The 24,943-nt window shown below is 44.4% G+C and carries 11 protein-coding genes; 3 read left to right on the forward strand and 8 right to left on the reverse strand.

All coding sequences use genetic code 11. From position 1 onward, the window contains the following. Positions 1-121 precede the first annotated feature (121 nt). From ACT8YW_RS11605 to ACT8YW_RS11615, 3 genes are read left to right on the forward strand one after another with little or no spacing between them, the layout of a single operon-like run. Positions 122-1,999 carry a DNA topoisomerase IV subunit B gene (locus tag ACT8YW_RS11605; RefSeq protein WP_444105037.1) on the forward strand — a complete coding sequence of 626 codons (1,878 nt, stop codon included), beginning with the start codon at positions 122-124 and terminating at the stop codon, positions 1,997-1,999. Continuing rightward, entirely contained in the window at positions 1,996-2,454 is a 459-nt protein-coding gene (gene coaD, locus ACT8YW_RS11610; protein ID WP_151935997.1) for a pantetheine-phosphate adenylyltransferase, read from the forward strand. Before ACT8YW_RS11605 ends, coaD begins: the two co-directional genes overlap by 4 nt. A gap of 37 nt (positions 2,455-2,491) precedes the next feature. Continuing rightward, positions 2,492-4,069, forward strand: a complete 1,578-nt coding sequence (locus ACT8YW_RS11615) for a S41 family peptidase (RefSeq protein ID WP_009001146.1) — start codon at positions 2,492-2,494, stop codon at positions 4,067-4,069. A gap of 155 nt (positions 4,070-4,224) precedes the next feature. Here ACT8YW_RS11615 and ACT8YW_RS11620 read toward each other — a convergent pair whose 3' ends face one another. The 8 genes from ACT8YW_RS11620 to ACT8YW_RS11655 form a co-directional block, all read right to left on the reverse strand. Beyond that, positions 4,225-6,453, reverse strand: a complete 2,229-nt coding sequence (locus ACT8YW_RS11620) for a glycoside hydrolase family 3 C-terminal domain-containing protein (RefSeq protein WP_444105040.1) — start codon at positions 6,451-6,453, stop codon at positions 4,225-4,227. Positions 6,454-6,468: 15 nt separating this feature from the next. Next, positions 6,469-9,030: a beta-galactosidase BoGH2A gene (locus tag ACT8YW_RS11625; RefSeq protein ID WP_444105042.1), complete on the reverse strand. Its 2,562-nt coding sequence runs from the start codon at positions 9,028-9,030 to the stop codon at positions 6,469-6,471. A gap of 19 nt (positions 9,031-9,049) precedes the next feature. Further along, the gene (locus ACT8YW_RS11630) at positions 9,050-11,914 is read right to left on the reverse strand and encodes an alpha-xylosidase BoGH31A (RefSeq protein WP_302827137.1); all 2,865 of its coding nucleotides are present in this window, start codon (positions 11,912-11,914) and stop codon (positions 9,050-9,052) included. 143 nt (positions 11,915-12,057) lie between these two features. Next, positions 12,058-16,098 (reverse strand): hybrid sensor histidine kinase/response regulator transcription factor, encoded by a 4,041-nt coding sequence (locus ACT8YW_RS11635; RefSeq protein WP_444105045.1) that lies wholly within the window; start codon positions 16,096-16,098, stop codon positions 12,058-12,060. A 201-nt stretch (positions 16,099-16,299) separates the two neighbouring features. Beyond that, positions 16,300-18,009, reverse strand: coding sequence for a cellulase family glycosylhydrolase (locus ACT8YW_RS11640; protein WP_444105047.1), 1,710 nt, complete (start codon positions 18,007-18,009; stop codon positions 16,300-16,302). A gap of 10 nt (positions 18,010-18,019) precedes the next feature. Beyond that, positions 18,020-19,819 (reverse strand): hypothetical protein, encoded by a 1,800-nt coding sequence (locus tag ACT8YW_RS11645; protein ID WP_444105049.1) that lies wholly within the window; start codon positions 19,817-19,819, stop codon positions 18,020-18,022. A 12-nt stretch (positions 19,820-19,831) separates the two neighbouring features. Continuing rightward, positions 19,832-21,565, reverse strand: coding sequence for a RagB/SusD family nutrient uptake outer membrane protein (locus ACT8YW_RS11650; protein ID WP_444105051.1), 1,734 nt, complete (start codon positions 21,563-21,565; stop codon positions 19,832-19,834). Positions 21,566-21,592: 27 nt separating this feature from the next. Further along, positions 21,593-24,766 (reverse strand): SusC/RagA family TonB-linked outer membrane protein, encoded by a 3,174-nt coding sequence (locus ACT8YW_RS11655; RefSeq protein ID WP_444105053.1) that lies wholly within the window; start codon positions 24,764-24,766, stop codon positions 21,593-21,595. Positions 24,767-24,943: the final 177 nt, after the last annotated feature.

The following is a 24,943-nucleotide window of genomic DNA, read 5'->3' on the forward strand; positions in this document are numbered from 1 at the left end:
TTGCGGAAAGCAACCCCGAACTGGAACTGAACGGAAAAGTTCAGGCACAATGGGATTACTTTGAGACTCAACAACATAAGCGCCGCCGTGCGTTCATCAAAGAGATAAAATAAAAACAGCTATGGAAGAGAACGAATTGATACCTGTAGACAACAACAATACAGTAGAGTACACTGACGACAACATCCGTCACCTAAGTGACATGGAACATGTACGCACACGCCCCGGTATGTATATCGGAAGGCTGGGCGACGGTGCACATGCCGAAGACGGAATCTATGTCCTCCTGAAAGAAGTAATTGACAACAGTATTGACGAGTTCAAAATGCAAGCCGGTAAGAAAATCGAGATTACCGTTGAAGAAAACCTCCGTGTCAGCGTACGTGACTACGGACGAGGCATCCCGCAGGGAAAACTCATCGAAGCCGTCAGCATGCTGAACACCGGTGGTAAGTACGACAGCAAGGCATTTAAGAAAAGTGTCGGACTAAACGGTGTCGGTGTGAAAGCCGTCAACGCCTTGAGCTCCCGTTTTGAGGTACGCAGTTACCGTGACGGTAAAGTACGTACCGCTATTTTCTCAAAAGGAAACCTGCTGACCGACGAAACGCAGAATACCGAAGAAGAAAACGGAACTTACATCTTCTTCGAACCGGATAATACATTATTCCTGAATTACAGTTTCAAGCCTGAATTTATTGAGACAATGCTACGTAACTACACGTACCTCAATACCGGGCTTGCCATTATCTATAACGGACACCGTATCCTGTCGCGCAATGGTCTGGTAGACCTTTTGAACGACAACATGACGGCAACCGGACTTTACCCAATCATCCATCTGAAAGGGGAAGACATCGAAATCGCCTTCACACATACCGGACAATACGGAGAAGAATATTACTCCTTCGTCAACGGTCAGCATACCACCCAAGGAGGTACGCATCAGAGTGCTTTCAAGGAACACATCGCCCGCACCATCAAAGAGTTCTTCAACAAGAACATGGACTATACCGACATTCGCAACGGACTGGTTGCTGCCATTGCCGTCAATGTGGAAGAGCCTATCTTTGAGAGTCAGACGAAAACGAAGCTGGGTTCTACCAATATGGTTCCCGGCGGAGTGACAGTCAATAAATATGTAGGCGACTTTATCAAACTGGAAGTGGACAACTTCTTGCACAAGAATGCGGATGTAGCCGAAGCGATACAGCAAAAGATACAAGAATCCGAGAAAGAGCGTAAAGCCATTGCAGGTGTAACCAAACTTGCCCGTGAACGTGCAAAGAAGGCAAACCTGCACAACCGTAAATTACGTGACTGCCGTATTCACCTCAACGACCCGAAAGGAAAAGGACTGGAAGAAGACTCCTGCATCTTTATCACCGAGGGGGACTCTGCAAGTGGTTCCATCACCAAAAGCCGTGATGTGAACACGCAAGCAGTGTTCAGTCTACGTGGTAAACCGCTGAATTCTTTCGGGTTAACCAAGAAAGTGGTCTACGAGAACGAAGAATTTAATCTGCTTCAGGCAGCCCTGAATATAGAAGATGGCTTGGACGGACTACGCTACAACAAAGTCATCGTAGCAACCGATGCCGATGTGGACGGTATGCATATCCGACTGCTGCTAATTACTTTCTTCCTGCAATTCTTCCCTGACCTTATAAAAAAAGGCCACGTATATATTCTGCAAACGCCTTTGTTCCGTGTACGCAATAAGAAAAAAACAATCTATTGTTATAGTGAAGAAGAGCGTGTCAATGCAATTAACGAACTAAGCCCGAATCCGGAGATCACGCGATTTAAAGGTTTAGGAGAGATTTCACCGGACGAGTTCAAGCATTTCATCGGTAAAGACATGCGTCTGGAGCAAGTTTCTTTGCGAAAGACGGACGCAGTGAAAGAACTACTCGAATTCTACATGGGCAAAAATACCATGGAACGACAGAACTTTATTATAGACAATCTGGTTATAGAAGAAGACTTGGCATCATGAGAAAAGCAATATTCCCAGGTACTTTCGACCCCTTCACCATCGGACATTACTCGGTAGTGGAACGTGCACTCACCTTTATGGACGAAATCGTGATAGGAATCGGTATCAATGAGAACAAGAATACATACTTTCCCATTGAGAAAAGAGAGGAAATGATTCGGGAACTTTATAAAGACGAACCTCGTATCCAGGTGATGTCCTACGACTGTCTGACCATTGATTTTGCGCAGGAAGTAGGGGCCAAGTTCATTGTCCGCGGTATCCGTACGGTAAAGGATTTCGAGTATGAAGAGACCATTGCAGACATTAACCGCAAACTGGCAGGGATTGAAACCATCCTGCTCTTCACAGAACCGGAACTGACTTGCGTCAGCTCTACAATTGTACGCGAGTTATTAACCTATAATAAAGATATCAGCCAGTTTATTCCCAAAGGAATGAAAATGAGTGAATAACACTCGTTAGGGAATAGGCGGTGAGTCAGAAAAGATGATGAAGAAACTAACGATTATACTATCCGTTTGCTTGTGGGCAGTTGCCGCACAAGCCCAGAACTTCGGTTCCGAAGCCATGCGAAAGCTACAAATGGCAGAGTTTGCAATCTCCAATTTCTATGTGGACAAAGTAGATGAAGACAAGTTGGTAGAAGAAGCCATCATCAAGATGCTGGCACAACTTGATCCGCACTCTACTTACTCGGATGCAGAAGAAGTGAAGAAGATGAACGAACCGCTCCAAGGTAACTTCGAGGGTATCGGAGTGCAATTCCAGATGATAGAAGACACCCTGTTGGTGGTACAGCCTGTCAGCAACGGACCTTCCGAGAAAGTCGGTATCCTTGCCGGTGACCGTATCATTGCCGTGAACGACAGCGCTATTGCCGGAGTGAAAATGAGTACGGAAGATATTATGAAGCGTCTTCGTGGCCCGAAAGGTTCGAAAGTCAATCTGACAATCGTTCGTCGCGGCGTAAAGGACCCCTTATTGTTTACAGTAAAGAGAGATAAGATACCTATCCTTAGCCTCGACGCCTCTTATATGATTCAACCTAAAACGGGTTATATCCGCATCAACCGTTTCGGAGCAACAACTGCTGAAGAGTTCAAAAAAGCAATGAAGGATCTCCAGAAGCAAGGTATGAAAGATATGATTCTTGACCTGCAAGGAAACGGAGGTGGTTATCTCAATGCAGCCATTGACCTTGCTAACGAATTCCTGGGACAAAAGGAGCTAATCGTATATACCGAAGGCCGGACTGCCAAACGTAGTGATTTCTATGCCAAAGGTAACGGAGACTTCCGTAATGGCCGCCTCATCATATTGGTAGACGAGTATACAGCTTCCGCCAGCGAAATTGTCAGCGGTGCGGTACAGGATTGGGACAGAGGAATTATTGTAGGCCGCCGTTCTTTCGGCAAAGGCTTAGTGCAACGTCCTATCGATTTGCCGGATGGTTCCATGATTCGTTTAACTATCGCCCGTTATTATACTCCATCAGGGCGCTCGATCCAGAAACCATACGACAGCACTGTCGATTACAATAAAGACCTGATAGAGCGTTTCAACCACGGTGAACTGATGAATGCCGACAGTATCCACTTCCCGGATTCACTGAAAGTACAAACCAAGAAACTCGGACGTACTGTTTATGGTGGAGGTGGCATCATGCCGGATTATTTCGTGCCTATCGACACGACTCTTTATACGGATTATCACCGTAATCTGGTAGCTAAAGGAGCTGTGATTAAATTCACCATGCAATTTATTGAAGGACACCGTAAAGAATTGGCAAACAAATACAAGAAGTTCGAATCGTTTGATGAGAAGTTCGTAGTCGATGATGATATGCTCGCCACTTTAAAGGAAATCGGAGAGAAAGAAGGAGTGAAGTTCAATGAAGAGCAATATCAGAAATCGCTTCCTCTTATCAAAACCCAGCTCAAAGCATTGATAGCCCGTGACCTTTGGGATATGAACGAATATTTTCGGGTAATGAATACCACGAATGAGAGTATACAAAAAGCACTGGAAATATTGAATTCGGATGAATATCAGAAGAAACTGAAATAGGGTATTCAATAAACAATCATAAAACATCGTCTTTCAGTTTGGTGGACATACATACTCATCATAGTGGACATATAGATACACGATGGTGAGTATATATATCCACTACTCTGTATCTACATGTCCACTAAGCGTTGTGTATCAACCCGTTAACTTTATTATTGAATATATTCGAATGTCACCGTATCGCGAATATCAGAAGAAGAGGCGGCAATGTATGCCTTAAATTTTCCAGGTTCTGCCACCCAAGTACGCTGTTTATCATCAAAGAATTGCAATGCTTCCGGTTTGATTGTAAACTTCACTTCTTTTTCTTCATTCGGAAGAAGTTGTACCTTCCGAAAATCTTTCAATTCCTTAACCGGACGCAGGACACTACACTCCTCATCACCAATGTATAGTTGGATAATCTCTTTCCCTGCTACTTTTCCTGTATTCTTAACCTTTACAGAAACATCTATACTGCCATCAGTATTCATTGTTTGAGCCGATATTACAGGTTTACTATACTCAAAGGTAGTATAACTCATGCCATAACCAAAAGGAAAAAGTGGCTGCACCTTCTTCGTATCATACCAACGATAGCCAACCAGAATATCTTCTTTATATTCCTGACGGATGCTATCGCCCGGATAACTGATTTCCCCAAAGAAATGAGCCGGACAATCCTCCAGTTTCACCGGATAAGAGAAAGGAAGTTTACCACTGGGAGTCACCTCTCCACTCAACACATCAGCCAGCGCCTCCCCACCAACAGAGCCTAAATACCACGACTGGACAATAGAAGGAATCTCCTTTACCCAAGGCATTTCCACCGCATTTCCGCTGACAATCACTGCTACCAGATTTTTATTTACCTTCAACAAGGCTTCTATCAACTCATTCTGCGCAAAAGGAAGTTCGTATGATAAACGGTCTCCACCCTCACAGTCCTGAAAATGATTCTTATTTAGTCCGCCTACAAAAATCACCAAATCCGAATTCATCGCCTTTTCCACCGCATCATTACGCAAAGAATCCACAGTAACCTGCGGAATGACATCCGCCCGTCCATACATCGGGCGACCGCTTGTGTAACCTTGTGCATAAACCACACCGTCACCAAATTTGGCCTTTATACCGTCCAGTGGTGAAATCACTCTCTGAACTTTCAACTCTGAAGAGCCACCACCTAACATCAAATTACGGGTAGCATTATCTCCCACCACTAAAATACGTTTGTATTTTCCTTGAGGTACAGGCAATAAGGCAGGTTGTTTCTTACCGGTTCCATTTTTCAACAGGACAATACCCTCTGTTGCAATCTCATAAGCCGTACGATAGTGCTCTTCACTAGTCAGTGCCCCGAACGGTTTCCTGCGATTCATGGCTGTACGGAAAATCAGACGCAACACACGGGCAGCCTTATCATTCACTACCTCCATCGGAATCTTACCTTCCCGAACCATTTTCAGATAAGACTTACCCAAGTAATAATCGTCATAACCGAATTCCGATTCTGAAGTCAAACCATTCGTATAAGATCCCATTTCAATATCCAAGCCATACATGGCAGCTTCATAGGTATCATGCGCAGCTCCCCAATCTGTTATGACACAACCGTCGAAATTCCATTCTCCCTTCAATATATCATTATTCAGCAGTTTATGATGAGTAGCATGGGTTCCGCGCACCTTATTGTACGCTCCCATAATAGACCAAGCCTTCCCTCTTTCCACAGCAGCCTTAAAGGCAGGCAGATATATCTCATACAATGCACGGTCACTTAGTTGCACATCGATATGTCCCCGCCATAATTCCTGATTGTTCAGTGCGTAATGTTTCACACAGGCGGCTACTCCATTCTTCTGCACTCCCTGAATATAAGGCACACAAAGCTCCGAGGCTAAATAAGGGTCTTCCCCCATATATTCAAAGTTACGTCCGTTGAGCGGGGTACGATAGATATTCACACCCGGTCCCAACAAAACATCCTTTTCACGATAACGGGCTTCTTCACCGATGGCATATCCATATTTCTCTGCCAATAGCGGATTCCAGCTAGCTGCCAGACAGGTCAGTGCAGGAAAAGCAGTGCAACTATCGTTCGTCCATCCGGCATATCCCCAATCATTCCAGTTGATTTCGGCACGCACGCCGTGAGGTCCGTCACTCATCCAAAGTTCAGGAATACCCAAACGGGGACAGCCAGGGGAGCTAAACTTCCCTTGTGCATAACTAAGACGAGTTTTCTCCTCCACAGTCATACGGTTCAGCGCATCCTGTACCCTAACCTCTATCGGCTGTGTATCATCCAGATACACCGGTGTTTGTTTCTTGTCTTGAGCAATCGCCACCATGCTTGTCTGAACAGACAGGAAACATATAGTCAATAAAAATATCTTCATTATTCCAATAATCATTTACAGTTTACAATCTTTTGCCGAGACCTTTACCACGGCTTGCCGAAGCCCTTCCGAAGTAGCTGTCAGCTCCGTTTTTCCCGGTTTCCCATCATTCTGAATTACAACAAGGCATTTTCCATAAAATGCTTTCCTCTTTTTATCCTTAAAGCGTTCCAACGATACCGGGTTTCCATTGTCCACTCCTGCGATGAAACCATTACCTTTCACTGTGAAATTCACCAAATTATCTGCATTCGGACAAAGATTCCCTTCTTCATCCAGCACCTCTACAGTGACGAAACACAAATCTTTTCCATCAGCAGCCAGAACTGAACGATCAGGAGTCAGGCGAATTTCTGCAGGCTTTCCGGCTGTACGAATTTCCTTTTCCGCTATCACTTCATCCTTTCTGCGTGCAACGACCTTCACCGTTCCCGGTTCAAACTTCACACGCCAAGCTACATGCAGATTATCAAGGTCTTTACGCTTCACTCCTTGCGACTTTCCATTCACAAACAGTTCCACTTCATCAGCCTGATTATAGTAGCACCACATATCAATCTCCTGTCCCGGAGTCCAGTTCCAGTGCGGGAAAAGGTGCAACACCTGCTTATCCGTCCATTCCGACTGATACAAATAGTAGACATCTTTCGGGAAACCAGCCAGATCTACAATACCAAAGTACGAACTACGCGCAGGCCATCCGTAAGGAGTCGGTTCCCCGATATAATCAAATCCCGTCCATACATATTGCCCGCTGATAAAGTCGTTGTCCCTGACTAATTTCAAGCTTTCCTCATGAGTGTTTCCCCAAGGCACATGACAGTTTTCATAAGATGAACAGGCAAATGTGGAATCGGTAAAGGATTTGTCCCAACGCTCGGGCCAGATAAACATCCGGTCGCTGGGCATCCGGTAATATCCGCGAGTCATCAACGCTGAATTGCTTTCAGTAATGATAAACGGCTTGTCCGGGAAATTAGCCGGAACATTGGGAATATCCTTGTTATGATAATTATAGCCAATCACATCCAGTACGCCGGAACGGAATAAATGATTGCCGGAATTCGGTTCATTGCATCCGGCAGTGACAGGACGGGTAGGATCAAGCCCTTTTACAAAGCTTACCAGTTTTTTCGTCAGCAAAGAGTTGACACTCTCCTCTCCTTCTTTGGCTAACATTTCAGAAGAATGTCCGAAATTTAAGATCAGATTGGCCTCTTCCAGACTCAACGTATCCGCTTTGGCATCACTCCATTGTTCGAGGACTTCATTACCGATACTCCACATAAAGACAGAAGGATGATTACGGTCACGCAAAATAAAGTCATTCAAATCGCGCTCGTGCCATTCATTGAAGTAACGGGCATAATCATGTGCCGTTTTTTTCTTCCGCCACATATCAAAAGCCTCATCCATCACGATAAATCCCATACGGTCACAAAGATCAAGCAGTTCGGGTGCGGGAGGATTATGGGAACAACGTATGCCGTTACACCCCATTTCTTTCAGAATTTGCAATTGCCGTTCAATGGCACGTGTGTTGACTGCCGCTCCCAAACAGCCCAGGTCATGATGCATACACACACCATTAATTTTTGTCTGCCTGCCATTCAACGTGAATCCTTTCCGGGCATCAAAACTAAATGTGCGAATACCAACAGGAGTAGTATACCTATCCATACATTCTTCGTTTCGCATCACTTTGGTAACCAGTGTATACAGATAAGGAGTATCAATATCCCACAGTTGAGGTTGCTTTACAGTCAGTTGCTGGGTAAAAACAACTTCCTTACCGGCTTCCGCTTTCCCGCTCGACCGGGTTTCAGCAACTTCTCTGCCTTCAGCATCCTGCAAGGAAGAACAGACAGTAACATTTTCGTTCGTATCACTTTCATTCACAAGGGTAGTAGCGAGATTCAGTACAGCCTGTTTTTCGTCAACTGACGAGGTTGTGACATACGTTCCCCATCCACCCACATGTATTGGGCCGGTCTTGCTTAGCCACACATTCCGGTAAATGCCACAACCTGAATACCACCGTGAATTAGGTTGCTCCGCATTATCCACACGTACAGCCAGCACATTCGGTTCATCCCATTTCAGATAAGGAGTCAGGTCATAGCTGAAACTAATATATCCATAAGGACGTACTCCCAATGAAACACCATTGATAAATACCTCCGAGTTCATATATACTCCGTCAAACTCAATGCGAAATATCTTTCCTGCATCCGCTTTGTCTACACTAAAAGTTTTGCGATACCAACCGACTCCTCCCGGAAGTGCCCCTCCTCCTGTACCGGAAGGATTTTCCTGACTGAAGTCTCCTTCAATCGCCCAGTCGTGGGGCAAATCCAGTACACGCCAGTCATTGTCGGCAAAACCAGGTTGTGCCGCTTGCAGCCCGTCTCCCAAATGAAAACGCCAGTCTGCATTAAAGTCGGATCGCTCCCGCGGAGATACAAGGGAAGAACTGCTACATGCTCCTAATAACATCAGACAGCCTCCCAATGCCAGGTAGCTCCCCAGTATAAGGCAGCCCCCCAGCATCAAATATTTTAGTTTACCAATCATCATCAACGGATTATCATTCAGCTTACAGTTTCAATGTCTGTTTGCTGCCATTATACTTCACAGTCACCCCTTTCGCGTTCAAATCAAACGGTTGGGCTTTCTCCTTATTCACCGTAACTACCGTGAAAGTACGCTCCTTCAGCATACCCGGGAATTCCCCCTGACGCTCACCAATCACTAAAGTCTTGGTAGCCTCATCATACTTCATCGGTATCATGGCATACATCCCTTGTTCATAGTTATAATTCACACCTTCATCTTCGTATAACGTAAACTCCCCATCCGCTCCCTGATAAATATACAAACGGATGTGCTCCGCCGGTTTTTCATCCGTATACTGAATATCATCTCCGAACGGAATGATAGCGCCTGCACGCACATACAACGGAATACGCTCATAAGGAGCTTCTATTACTCTTCTCTCTCCTCCAGTCTGGAATTTGCCGGAATAGAAATCATACCAGCCCTCTGCTTGAGGGAAATAAATTTCACGACTGCGGTCACCATAGCGATAAACCGGAGAAACCATAAACGAAGGACCGAACATAAACTGGTCACCAATATCATTCACTTCAGCATCCGCTGTGAAATCCATTACCAAGGGACGCATGATTGTATAATCATCAAACCAAGTCATACCTGCCAGCGAATAAATATACGGCATCATATTGTAGCGTAACTTGGTATAGTATACAACCGACTGATAAGCAGGATGCCCTTCCGGCGCAATCTCCCATATTTCACGGAAAGGGTATTGTCCGTGTGCACGATATAAAGGAACAAACGCACCGAATTGATACCAGCGGGTATTCAGCTCACGCCATTCTTTATAATCAGCATTTTCCGTCTTTGTAGCGTTCCATTGTTTCTGTCCGGCCACATAACGATTCTCTACACAAAAACCGCCAATATCCATTGTCCAGTAAGGTATGCCACTCATGGCAAAATTCAATCCGGCAGAAATCTGTGCCTTCATGTCCTCCCAACGTGTACCGATATCCCCACTCCATGTAGCCGTGGAATAACGCTGTAATCCGGCAAATCCCGAACGGGTTAATAAGAACACCCGTTTGTTATTATCTACTCCCCGCTGACCGTCATAAATGGCTTCTGCATTCATCAGTGCATACGCATTGAAAAATTCCGTAGAGGAACCCAACGCTGTTGGTCCGCACAAAGCTTTCCGATATTCCAAGTCAGTACAGTCACGTACATTCGGTTCGCTGGCATCCATCCACCAGGCATCGATACCCAACGGATAATAGTGCTCATACATCTGTTTCCAGAACAGTTTCCGTGCATCGGGATCATACGCATCATAAAAACCATAATGGTAACCGGGACCTACCCAATCTTTCAAACTATCTTTAACAGACTGCTGATACATCCACCCATTCTCGTCGAACTCCTTGAAATGTTCGGTAGTAACATAAAACTTAGGCCATACCGAGATCATCATACGGGCATGCATAGCATGGATGGAATCAACCATTGCTTTCGGGTCCGGAAAACGAGCTTTATCAAACTCATGACTTCCCCAGGCATTCTCCGGCCAATGATTCCAATCCAGTACGATATTATCCAATGGGATTTTACGATCACGGAAACCTTTCAGTGCTCCCAACATTTCCTCCTGTGTATTATACTTCTCACGACTTTGCCAGAAACCCATTGCCCATTTCGGCATAACGGGAGACTTTCCGGTCAGCGAACGATAACCGCTAATCACGTCGTCCATATTCTCACCAGCCATAAAATAATAATCGAGCTGCTTGGTCATTTCACTCCACCACGACTGCTTCCCCTGTTCTTCCGGATTAACAGGTGTCAATGCACGCAGTCCGCAATAAGACTGTCCGCCATCAGGCTGCCACTCGATTTTCAACGGCACACGCTTTCCTGCTTCCAAATGAGCTGCAAACTTATAACTATTAGGATTCCATGCAGTCCGCCAACGTTCCGGCACTACCGGCTCATTGTTCAAATAGACCTTAACATATCCCGCATAATAAAGAATAAACTTGAACTCTCCCGTTTGAGCAGGTTCTATCTCTCCTTCATAAGTGACTTTAGCCCCCATTAATGGCAGTTTCTTCGGAAGATTCTCAATCGTTTTCAGATTCTCGAAATAGATGGAGTCTTCCCGGCGGACCAGAGTTTCTCCTTTTTTCGGCACATAAGTACCGGTTAGCGCCCCTTCCTGACCTGTCTTGTCATAAAGTTTAAAGATACGATTCAACTGGGAGTAATCATTCGGATTACCGAAACGACAGAAGGAATAACTATCCAGCAGTATACCATAGTTTTTATTCGAAACAACAAACGGAACAGAAACTTTCGTATTGTACTGAAACAGTTCCTCGTTCTTACCCTTATAATTAAATTCATCCGCCTGATGCTGGCCTAATCCGTAAAACGCTTCATCTTCGGGAGATTCAAAAACCTGACAGACCGTATATCCTTTCGTTCCTTCCACTTCTATCGGAGTAAACGTCTTCCCTCCTCCCTTATTTTCCTGCAGGATTAACTCTCCGTTTTTATCCGTAAACCACACCTCTCCGGTACTAGCCAGTACAGATGCTTTCACTTCTTCAGTAGACACTGTAATCGTATCGCCATTCTGCACGACGGCAAAAGATGTTTGTTTTTTCTGCGGAACAACAATCAGACTTTGCGGATCGGCAAACTTGCTGTCGGCAGTGGCAGAAACGCGAATTAACTTATCTCCCATCACCTGAAGGCGAACCAATCGGGGACCTCCTGTTTCTTTGTGTTGTACTTTGACTATCACACTATCACCTGTCTTCTCGTAGACCTTATTGGAACATGCTCCCAAAAGAAGTCCCGGCAACAGGCAATAGAAAATGTTTTTCATATTCATAATCATACCTACCTTTAGGGTTCAACAATATATTTTCTCATATCGCAAAAGTAAGTACTATAAATGAAAAGCTCCCCTTCTAATGTTTTATAGAAGGGGAACTTTTAAACAGTGACCGGACGATATGTTTTTTTCAGAGGTATCATTTGTTATTTCCCTTCTTTTTCCTGGTAAACGGAGGGTAAAACACCAAATTCATCCTTGAAATAACGGCTGAAATATTTAGGATTATTGAAGCCTACTTCGAAAGCTACTTCGGACACATGAAGCTGGCTTTCACGCAATAATTGCGCCGCCCGTTTCAAGCGAATCACGCGGATAAACTCAATAGGTGTCTTTCCTGTGATCTGAAGCAATTTCTTATACAGATGCACGCGGCTCATACCCAGTTCCCGGCTAAGTTCCTCTACCGAAAGTTCAGTACGTGACATATTATCCTCCACATATTTGATTGCTTTCTCTATCAACTTTTCATCCAGTGAAGTAATCACAATCTCACTAGGTGCAGGGTCAATCATTCCCTGGGTGACACGATGATAACGGCTTAGTTCTATCAGTTTACGGATACGCAACACAAGGATAGTCATATTGAACGGCTTTGTTACATAGTCGTCCGCTCCTGTCTGCAATCCCTCCAACTTTGCTTCGGTATTCTGCCGCGCTGTCAGCAAAATCACAGGGATATGCGCAGTACGCTTATCCTGCTTAATCAGGCGACACAACTCATTGCCGTCCATTTGGGGCATCATTACATCACTGATAACCAGATCGGGTAATTCTTCCTGCATCATCTCCCATGCTTCGTTACCATTCACAGCCAGTTTGACACGATACTGTAATTCCAGACTATAACGCATAAAGATACGGAAGTCTTCATTATCATCTACCACCAGCAGCAAAGGGAAATCCTTGTGTCCGGTCTCTTCCCTGACTTCCTCTTTCATTTCCCTATCTTCTTCATCCCCAACCGACATGCCCGTTTCTTCCGGTAACTGTACTTGTGTCTCCACATGTTTTACCGGGAACTGAATAACGAAAACAGACCCCGTCCCTATATTATCGAATACCTTCACTTCTCCTTCATGCAAAGTGACAAAGTCACGTACCAGGCTCAATCCGATACCATTTCCGGTAGTTTCCTCTACTCCTTTATGATCCGCCTGATAGAAACGGTCGAAGATATGTTCCTTGTCCACATCGCTAATTCCTATTCCGGTATCGGCAATCTTGATTTCCAGTGTATCAGGAGTTCCTGTCACATGCTCTATCATCACCGTCACACGTCCTCCTTCAGGAGTAAACTTAAAAGCATTGGAAAGCAGATTCATCACAATCTTCCCTACCTTGTCAGCATCAAAAGCCATCGAGAATGTATCTATACCCGAAAAGAAAGAGAATTGAATATGTTTCTTATCCGCCATCAACAGGAAAGAGTTGCAAACACTATGCACATACGAAATGATATCTCCTTCCGACAGAGACAACTGATGAGTACTCATCTCTCCTTTACGGAAATCGAGCAGTTGATTGACCAGATGTAACAACCGTTGCGCATTACGATACATCAATTGCAAACGTGTACTCTGCAATTCATCGGTCGTTTCTTTCAACATTCCCTCCAAAGGAGAAATAATCAAGGTAAGCGGTGTACGCAATTCATGGCTGACGTTCGTGAAGAAACGGAATTTCATATTATTTATTTCTTCATTCTTCGCCACCTCATTTTCGATTTGCTGAAGATGAAACTTCTCACGTTCACGTTTCAGCATCCGGTAACGCGCCAGGAAGAGCACGATAACCAAACCGACGGCATACAACAAATAAGCCCACCATGACATCCAGAAAGGAGGATTGACTACAATACCCAGCGTGGCTTCCTTTATGCCGACATAACCGTCACTATTGATCGCTTTCACTCTCAAAACGTACTTTCCCGGAGCAAGATTAGTGAAAGTCACATTGTGTACTCCTACCGGCAGGGTTAACCAGTCATTATTGAACCCTTCCAACTTATACATATATTGAGTTTTCTCCGGCAAATTATAGTTATCCGAAGCAAAAGATACACTGAAAATGTTCTGCTTATAATCGAACTCTACATTTTCTACATCGTTCAACTCTTTTTCAATCAACACTCTTCCACCATACGACTGTCCCACTTTCACAGCCTCATCAAACAGCGAAAGACCTGTAAACATCACATTAGGCAGCATTTTATTATAGCGTATATGATCCGGAGCAAAAACATTGACTCCATACAGACCACCAATCGCAATGATTCCATTGTGCAACGTCTTGATAGAACGCTGGTTAAAATCACAGTTCTGCAATCCGTCCTCACTATTGTAAGCCCTGGAATCAAAAAGATAACTCCCTTTTCCATCGGAAGCCACTGTTACCCGAATCACCTTTCTGCTGGTCGATACCCACATATTACGCTCCTGATCTTCCGTAATTGCTGCAATAAAATTTCCTTTGGCTTCTGCAACAGGAGACAGATCAAGAAATACATGGCGCCTCGTATCATACACATTCAATCCCTCACGGGTAGCAATCCATACCAATCCCCGGCTATCCTTATATACATGATTAACCGCATCATTCGACAACTTGACATTGCCGCTCTGGCCTTGAATCTTTTTTATTTCTCGAGTATGCATATCCATCATGCCTACTCCCTGATTGGCAGTTCCGAAAAACAATGTATTATTATCTACCCAACACAAAGAGGTTACATTATTCTCCAGCAGAGCCGAATTGTTACTGGTATAAGTCTCAAAAGTACCCGATAACGGTTCCAAACATTGCAAACCGCCTCCCAAGGAAGCAATCCAGATTCTTCCCTTATCATCCTCCACCAATGCCCAGACATTATTACTCGCCAAAGCGTTTCCGGCAGCCTCCTTATAAGAACGTACCCGGGAACCATCCATACAATACAATCCCCCATTAAATGTCCCGACCCATAATTTACCATCTTTTGACTTCAGCATAGACACAACCGGATTCGGCAACTGTCCTTCGGCATCTCTCCAGAAAGGTTCAGCCTTTCCTGTAGAGCGATTCCACAAAAGAATCCCATGGTCATTTGTTCCTAGCCACAGCCTGTTCTCATCCGCCTGCTCTATGCAAGTTATATCTCCCCATTCATACATATTGAACTTAAAGATACTTTCACTATAATAAGATACTCCTTTTTTATAAGTGCCCACCCACATGATACCATCCCTATCAGCATATAGGTCATAAATGGTATTATGAGGTAAACTCCGTCCATTATCATCGTGGGCAACAAGAGAAGTTACTTTCCCCGTTTCCTTCTCAAGCACGTCTATACCGTCATAATCTTTTCCAACCCAAATCCTGCCTTCTATATCCTGTGCCACCGCATGAATAATTACGTCCGGACGTGACGACCAAATAGCGGTCAAGTCTGTCCGCCAACTTTTTGTTCCACAATCATACGCCCAGATTCCCATAAGGCTGTATGCCCAGATACAATTGTCTCTGTCTACAAAGAGCGAAAACTCTATTGTCTTTCCTGCCGGAATATATTTTTTTATTTCATCAGACTTCCATTTTATTGCCAATGTGGCACGATCCAGACAGACAAGCAGTCCTGTATTATAAATCAACAAAAGTCCGTCACTACACTCCGCTATTTGTGTCACTCCATGCTCCGGCAATGAATGTTCCACATACGAAAAAAAAAGTCTCTTCCCACCTTCCTTATAACGGTAGCATCCTTCACCTGCCACACTAAGGCATGTATTCCCTTCCCGGTCTACAAAGACCTGTTCCGGAACTCCTCCTGACTCGAGATTCTTCATGAATCCGGTAACATCGGTGATAAAACAATCCTGTTCTTTATCAAACAACACATAGCCTCGGCCCGTATTTACCCAAAACCGTCCATCAGGCATTTCCACAATATCAGTGATATAATTATCCGGTAAAGATCCCGGATCATTCTCGGCATGCTGGTAAATCTTAAAAGTATATCCATCATAGCGGTTCAGTCCGGTAGTCGTACCAAACCACATGAATCCATCACGATCTTTACAAATAGTGTTTACAGAGTTATTAGACAGCCCATCCGATACTTCCAGATGCTTAAACTGATAGGATTGCGCAACCACCATCCACGAAGAGAGAAGTAAAACAAACAATAAAAGGTTCTTTCTTATCATGTTTTTCAGATTTGTACAAAGAAAATAAAATATTACCAAACAGCCAAGAAAAAGAGCCTGCGAAAGCCCTTACTCATCGGTAATTTAGAAAAAAGTGAAGGGGCTATAAAAAAACAAACGGTCTGAACAGAGATTCCCGCCCAGACCGTCCTTATGTTTTATTAATACTCAATAGAAACAACAGAGCAACTCTAATCCGGACTATTCTGTCGCGAGTCCCTCTATCAGACCGTTATACTCCAAATTGTCATAAATGTCCAACGTATTGCGATTCAAAATACCGTCCCCACGATCCCAATAGAATGGAACCAGTCCATGAGCACGCGCCTGGCGTACTACACATCTGTCGAACGCCGCACGCGACAAGTCATGTCCTCTTTGGGCTTCTTCATCCGACAGTTGACGACGGATAGCCGCAAACTCACCGATGAGTACCGGAATATTCTGTTCTACAAACCGGGTTTTCAGTTTCTGAAATTGAGCTTTCATATATTCCTCTCCGCCAATATTGTCCCAACGACCTTCGTAATTGCCAACAGCATACCCGCGATTTTCTTCTCCCCAGAAATAGAAAGCCTTTCCCCAACTCTCATCTTTCTCCATGCCGCAGAACTGCCACGAACTGTAATAATGCACTTCAACAATCATACGTCCGTCCGTCGGGTCTTCGGGCAATCGGTTCATCCATTGAATAGTCTTGTCAATATCCGTAGCAGGTCCCTGTACTATGAGATTACGATACACATTTTTCCCTCCTGTAGCACGAACGGCATCTACAAATGTCTGCTCATACTGTAGCAGTACTGTCATATCATCGGCATCCTCAACATTCGGTTCGTTGCAGCCAGCAAAAATCAGATGCTCATCATAGTTTCTGAAGAAAGTAGCAATCTGTTGCCACAAAGCTCGTTGTTTTTGGTCTACAGCTTTATTATATCCGTTTGGAATATCATTCTCCAACCAACCTCCGTCCCAATGAATATTAAGAATAGCATACAGTTCGTTATCCACACAATAGTCTACCACTTCCTTCACACGGTTGAGCCATGACGCCTGTATTTCATAGCTACCATCACTTACCAAATAATCATTCCAGGCACAAGGAATACGTACCGCACTGAATCCAAGCTCCTTTATCTTGGTAATCATGGCTTTGGTAGTAGCCGGATTTCCCCAAGCGGTTTCTCCACCGACAGCTTCCAGCGAATTACCCAGATTCCATCCAATCGCAATTTCCTTCATCAATTCCATCGCATTCTTCTCCATGCCTGTCATATCTGCTTCTGGTATCGAAGAAACCTGTTGAATCACGGTAACCGATTCTATAATGTCATTCAGCATGAATGTGATAACGGCTGTACGAGCTTCATTACCAACGTTAGGATCGGCGGTAAATGTCTCCACCTTTTCAGTCAGAGCACGTGAAGAATTATGATGAAGCCATCCGGCACCAACCGTTATCTCATAATCTCCGGATGCCTGTATCTTAATAGAAAAGTTTTCCCCTTCACCGGCAACAGTCACTTCGTGTGTTTCCGCTACTAAAAGGTCACTGGCGAGCTGATTCACCTGTACCACCTCATTCATTTCACTTCCTGTCACCTTAATCGTAGTCGAACGGGATTCCGTATCAGGATTGGCAGTTACACTGACTAGATACTTGCCAGTCTTTTTCGAGTCCGATTCCTGCCGGGTGATACTGCACCACTCCGGCGAATCCGACACTACTTCATAAGACACGTTTGATTGTATATAGAGTAAAGTCTCGCTTTGGCTCTTACCGAAAGTCAATTCTTGCTTTGAGATTGTAATGAAAGGAGTTCCCGCTACTTCATCTTCCGTACAGGAAATAAGCAAAATACCTGCCAGACAGAAAACATAATACGTCCAAAGACAACAAATCTTATTCATACTCATTCAATTACAAGATTTTTAAAGTATCTATAGTAACGTTCACTTTATCCGGTTCTGCAATGTCACTGAACATATCAATGATATCAATCACGAATACGATTACACCGTTATAGGCCGCTTCCGGTTTAATGTTGATAGTATAGGTACCGTTGCCTTTCACCTTTACATCACTCGTGCCTGAATAACTAGGCCACCAACCACCTGCCGTACACATCAGACCTGCATTATATTCCTTGGTGGCCGCATCGCCACTCAATCCGCTAATAGTAAAAGTCAGCTCCATTGAATAGTCGAACACAATGCTTGCCGGATCAACCGGAGATGCAGATGCAGTCTCACCATATTGATTGTACAGTTCGATACGAAAATTATTCTTATCGTTCTCCAGATGTCCCCACACCAATTTATTGTTGTCAACAGTAATAGTGGTTGCCTCCGGTTCGGAGCTTCCTCCGGCATTGGGCACAAAGTGATAAGCCTGATATTCATCTTTTTCAGAGCTGCGCGCACCAAGCCACATACCTATCACCGATCCTCCTGCACTCTCGATACGGAGGATGCGGAGCTGGTTGTTAGCATCTGCTCCAAACATAATATCACCGCCACCGATGTGACAGGCAGGCAAAGCTGAACTGAAGGTGTAAATGCCTTTTTTATCCAAACTATAGGTTCCGTCCGAAGAAGTACCATCAGGCAGAACAAGAGAATAGGTCATTGTACTTGAATTCAAAGTCAACGCAAGTTTTTCCAATCCGCTGACCGGAGTTGCCCACTCGGGATAGTTACCGGCTGTAAAGTTATTCATTAAGCTACCATCCAGGTTTGCCCAGTCGAACGGAACATCAGGCGACATCGTCCATTTGATTTCGGTAGTCACGACTTCCGATACCATGTCTTCCCATCCGTCAGGCAATGCAGGTTCCGGATCTGGCCTATCTTCAGGCACATAATTGTCGGCATATTCTTTCGAAACAAAGTTCCATACCAGCCACCAGGGTCCTTCGCTATTGTCACGCATCACCCCGATACGCATGTGATTCTCATCCAGTTCGAGCAACTTCAGATTCCGGTTCCAATTCGTACTTCTGTCCGACCATGAGGGCGTGTGCAACAGTTCACAATCAGTAAACGTGATGGTATGATCGTCCACATTGAGCATAAATGTACCTACGGCTGTGCTCTGTGAAGAAGAATTATAAACTGTCACGTTCGCTCCGCCAGTCAGACCGAAAGTCATCGTACTCTCCCAAATGGCATCATCTCCCGAATGACCAACGCCCGGATCCCAGTTGGCACTCCAGTTGTTCCACTCTACAGTCGTGCTTGGATCAGCATAAGTCACTTCACCCGCAGCAAAGCCATACGAACCGTTATCGAAAATCCAAACCTTCTCATTGTTGACTCCTCCCGACAAATAAGTCCATAAGGCATCATTCACAAATTCGGCACAGAAGCTGTCGATGGTAAACTTAGCAGCGGGACCATACACTATTCCGGCTCGTGTCTGTACACCGAACTTCACGCTATACTCTCCCTCAAACGGTATCTGCAACTTAACTTCCGCACTCTGACTCCGTCCTTGCGGATGTTCCCAACATACCTGATAATTTGAAGGCATCAGACTTTTCAGATAAACAATATTCGGATTCACCGCATCATGTGTGATCGAAAAAGCAATTCCTTCGGCCAGGTCATCCGAAACGATATCCTGACTTCCCAATTCATAAGTTTCGGGAGTACATGCCGACAACAATGTGACGAGCGTTGCCAGCAATGCTATATATAATTTAGATACAATCTTATTCATAACTTCCATTTTTTAATACCAACCTACATTCTGTTTCAAAACGCCATTCGAAAGTATAATCTGATTATTCGGAATTTGAGAAAAACCTCGCTTGCCGATAATATTCGAAGCTGTAATGCTTACATCCTCGGGATTTCCCCCGCTGACAACCGACGTAGTGCCTGCAATCTGCGAAGCGGCATAATCCACACCCTGACGCAGCAGATCCCAGTAACGCTGTCCTTCAAAAGCAAACTCCAGCATACGCTCTTTTATTATATTTTCTTTTGTGACCGCAACTTCCCGATAATCATCTGAAACCGACAAGTTTCCCTCACCATCATTCACTGTATAAGCACGCTGGCGTACCTGATTGAAATATGCCTGTGCGTTCGGACTTCCTAATTCAGCAGCCATTAACAACACATCAGCATAGCGCATCACAATGAAATCCTGATATTGTGAAATCTGGAAATCGCCTTCGCCTAAACCAGAAATTTCATCAGCAATCGACCATGCACCGGACTTTTCATCTTTAACCCATTTCGACATCGGAGTATATTTCTTTACCGTATATCCGGTGTATTCACGTTGATCAGCATACGATTTTGCATATTCCGAATCATCGGTGATACCTTCACTATCCAAATTGATGATAGAAGCTTCACGACGTGCATCACCCGTACCATAGACAGTCCACATTTTAGGATTGACCGTGCATCCTCCCCATCCTCTTCCGTAAGGTGCATGATTCAGATAACTACGTATCCCCATGTAGACCAGCCAGCGGTTTCCATCATTATTTCCATCATAATCTTGCGTATAATTAAATTTCTGTGCCAATACCACCTCCATATTACCTTTTCCGGCATAGGTCGTAGTCTGTGTATAATCACCTGTCGCCGCATTTCGGCTCCATGAAGTGGAAGCAGCCGGCCACAAGTTTTTGAATTCTCCAACCAGCCCGTAGCCTTCAGTTTCTGCTACAGAGATAAAATCTTCCAGTCCCTGCAATACCGAAGCTTTGGTGACACCTTCTACCTGAGGTTCTTTGCCGTAATAGCCTGTATAAAACAAGTAAACGCGAGCTAACAGCGCTTCAGCAGCAAACTTGGTTATATGACCGTCGTTCGAAGCAGCCGCACTTTTAGGATATGCGCCTGCCGGAATATTATCCGCAGCAAATTTAAGATCGCTGAAGATAAGATTGTACACCTCTTCCGGGTTGGCCTGTGCACGGTTCTCATTCACAGGTTCGGTGAATAAGGGAATATTTTCCCAAAGGCGGACCATATCGAAATAACACAAGGCACGTAAGGCACGACATTCACCCATATAAGTATTTCTCGTCTGGTCACTTGTCCAGGATATCTGACCTTCATGAGCCAGAAGTTCATTGCATCGATACACTGCCGCATAATAGTTGGTCCATTCCGTTTCCAACAAGTTCATATCGGAAGGAGACTGAGTGGCATCGAAGCGATCTATCACCTGATAGTTACGAGCGCCAGTATTTCCCATACCGGCAAAACACTCGTCCGCCATGACTTGCGAAGCAAAATAAAAGGCACATGCCTGACTGGACGTAGTACACTGCCAGCCATCATAACAACCTATCAATGCTCGCCACGCATCACTCTCAGTCCTGTAGAAGTTGCCGGTAGTAGATTCTTTCTTCGATTCTACATCCAAAAAACCTGCCGTACATGCCGTAAGTGACATCACAGCTAGTACCATCCCCACTATATATAATTTCATATTATTCATATTCTCTGATTTTTTTAAGGTTATAAATTAGAACTTCAGATTGACACCAACGAGGAATGTACGCGGACGAGGATAATACCCCAGGTCGATACCCGATACCCAGTCGGAGGTTCCGTAACCAATTTCGGGATCCATACCATCGTATTTAGTGAAAGTAAACGCATTCTGTACCTGAACATACAAACGAGCCTGACTGATAGCTTTGAGTTTGATTAGTTTGGCAAAATCGTAACCCAAGGTGATGTTGCTGATACGCAGATAGTCACCGTCTTGCAGGTAGAGGTCGGAGAACTGCCAGTTGATATTAGTGTCCGTTACACGAGGCATCCGGTTGGAAGTTCCTTCTCCGGTCCAGCGATTCAGAATGGCAGTCGTATAGTTAGCCTTGCTATTAGCATGATTACGGTACGATTGCACAATCTGATTGCCAGCGGCTCCATAGGCTACCAATGAGAAATCAAAGTTCTTGTAGTTAAATCCGACATTGAATCCGTAAGTAAAATCAGGAGTGCCATTGCCTAAATCCACCTTATCGTTATCGTCGATAATTCCATCCTGATTCTGGTCTACGTAGATAACGTCACCCGCTTGTGCGTCGGCCTGCAGGATGCCATGCTTTCCGTCGGCATTCCAGTTGGCAATCTGTTCTTTGTTCTGGAAGATACCGGCAGTTTCGTATCCCCAAAAGTAACCGATTGCATGACCGTTTTGTGCACGGTAGAACTCCGGTGTATTATCATACAACATATTGATTTTGCCGTGAATGATACCATCTTCAGTAGGAATATTCCCTACCTTATTCTTGTTATATGCACCGTTCACACCAATATTATAATTGAAGTCCTTACCTGCCCGGTCATTCCAGGTTAAAGCCAGTTCAACACCTGTATTCTTCACATCTCCGCCGTTGATAAAAGGGGCACCCGTTCCTGCCGTAGCCAGAATAGGAGCTTCCACCAGCCAATCTTTGGTTGTCTTGATATAGAAATCGGCGGTCAAACTCAAACGGCTTTTTAAGAAACGTGCATCAATACCTATATTAGTCTGTTCCGAAGTCTCCCAAGTTACACTCTCATTGGCCAAACGGCTGGGATATGCACCCCAGTAACCAGACTGTGCCGGGGCACCATCGGCTGTTCCGAAAATGTAATGGGTATTGGAAGAGGCGATAGGAGCCGTATACTGGTAATTATCGATATTCTGATTGCCGACCTGTCCCCAACTTGCACGCAACTTCAGATAATCAAGCCAATTTTGAGTATTCTGCATGAACTTTTCATTTGAGAGAGTCCATCCCGCAGATATAGATGGAAATACACCGTAACGGTTGCCACGTGCAAACTTCGATGAGCCATCAGCACGCAAGGTAGCATTCAGCATATAGGTTTCCTTCCAGTTCCATCCGAAACGTCCAAAGTAAGAAACAGAGCGACTTTCATCATGCGGATATCCATCGACAGACATTCCGTCGTCGGCGCTCGAAGCTGTACCATTACCTACATAGGCATGGTCCCAATCGTCAAAGCCTTCTCTCAATGCTCCGGTTTTGGCCTGCAGATAAGTACCAGAATAGCGATATACTTCCATTCCGACTAAAGCATTGAATGCATGTTTACCGCATGTCCAGTCATAAGCAGCCGTATTAGTCCAGGTCATTCCTAAAGAATGATTCATATTTTGGGTGGCTGATGTACGGGTCGTATTATAAGTATAAATTGAGAATTGATAAAGCGGATTGAAACTACGGTATTCCGAAGAACCGTACACTGCTCCGAATACGCTTCTCAACTTCAAGTTCCTGACCGGTTGCAGTTCGGCATATACATTGCCGGAGAATGTGGCCGTCTTGTTCTCGTTGTTGCTGTTGGTCATCATTGAACCGTAAGGATTGCCGTCACCGTTATACCAATCGGAGTTCGATGTATCGTTATAAGAAGAATCATAAGCATTATTATCGCTATAGATTGGAGCAAGCGGCGAAGTGGCAAATGCACCGCGCAAAGTATTGTTATATTGGTCGGATACTGAAATGCCATTGTTCATTTTGTAAACGAAGCTGACCTGCTCGCCCACTTTCAGCAAATCCGAATCCTTGAATATCTTATGCTCGGAATTGATGCGGAAGTTGTAACGTTCATAGTTCGAAACGTCCTTACCGCCCACTACTCCTTCCTGACTCATATACCCCAACGATAAGGCATAAGTGGAAGTCTGCGAACCTCCGGTGATACCCAATGTATAACTCTGCGTTCTGGCATTATCTTTAAACATCGAGTCTATCCAGTCCGTATCGTGTACATTTCCATTAGCATCATAAATACTCCGAAATGAACTCCAATCATAAGGTGTATTTCCGGAATTAACAGCCTGCTCGTCCATAATGGTCATGTATTCTTTTGCGTTCAGCATATTTATCTTCCGGGCCACTGTCTGCACACCGTAATAGGCATCAAAGGAAATTTGCGCCTTTCCTTCCCTGCCCGATTTTGTGGTAATCAACACTACACCATTGGCAGCCTGAGCACCATAAATAGCTGCCGAAGCTGCATCCTTTAATATATCGATACTTTCTATATCGACAGGATTCAAGGTGGAAATATCACCGCCCACACCATCAATAAGATACAGTGGACTAGAATTTCCGACAGTACCCAGGCCACGAATACTGACTTTCATGTCCGAGCCCGGCTGGCCGGAAGTGGAAGAGATATTCACCCCAGGTGTCTGTCCTTGCATCCCCTGCAAAGGGCTATTGGTATTCATCTTGGCAAGACTCTCACCCTTCACCTGCACCGTTGCACCGGTCACTAGTTTCTTTTTCTGCACACCATAACCCACCACCACTACTTCATCAAGAATTTCGGTATCTTCCTTTAATATTACATTGAGCGATTTCTGATCCGTCACAACGATTTCCTGCGTAACGTATCCTATATAAGAGAAGACTAAAGTCTGTCCGGACACCACATTCAGCTTGAAGTTTCCATCCATATCGGTGATTGTTCCATTGGCTGTCTCCTTCACCAAGACACTAACCCCCACCAAAGGCAACTCATCAGTGCCCGAGATAACTACACCACTGACAGTTGAAGTTTGTGAAGGAACAGCCTTCACAGACATTATCGGCAAACATAACAGAATGATTACCGCAAAGCTAAAGAGATGCACAAATGTGCATTTTAAAGAAAAGTGTTTACTCATGGTATATTGTTTAATAGTTAATTTAAAACACATGATATAAAAGAGGTAGTCAATAACCCCAGCATAAATATGACTCGTTTAATACCCGATGGACTAAATAATCCATCATTGAATGACTGTTTTTCCATATTCTTCATATACTATTAGATTAAATTTAAAATCGTTAACCTCGTCTCA

It is taken from the genome of Bacteroides sp. (assembly GCF_052357945.1).
Lineage (GTDB): Bacteria > Bacteroidota > Bacteroidia > Bacteroidales > Bacteroidaceae > Bacteroides.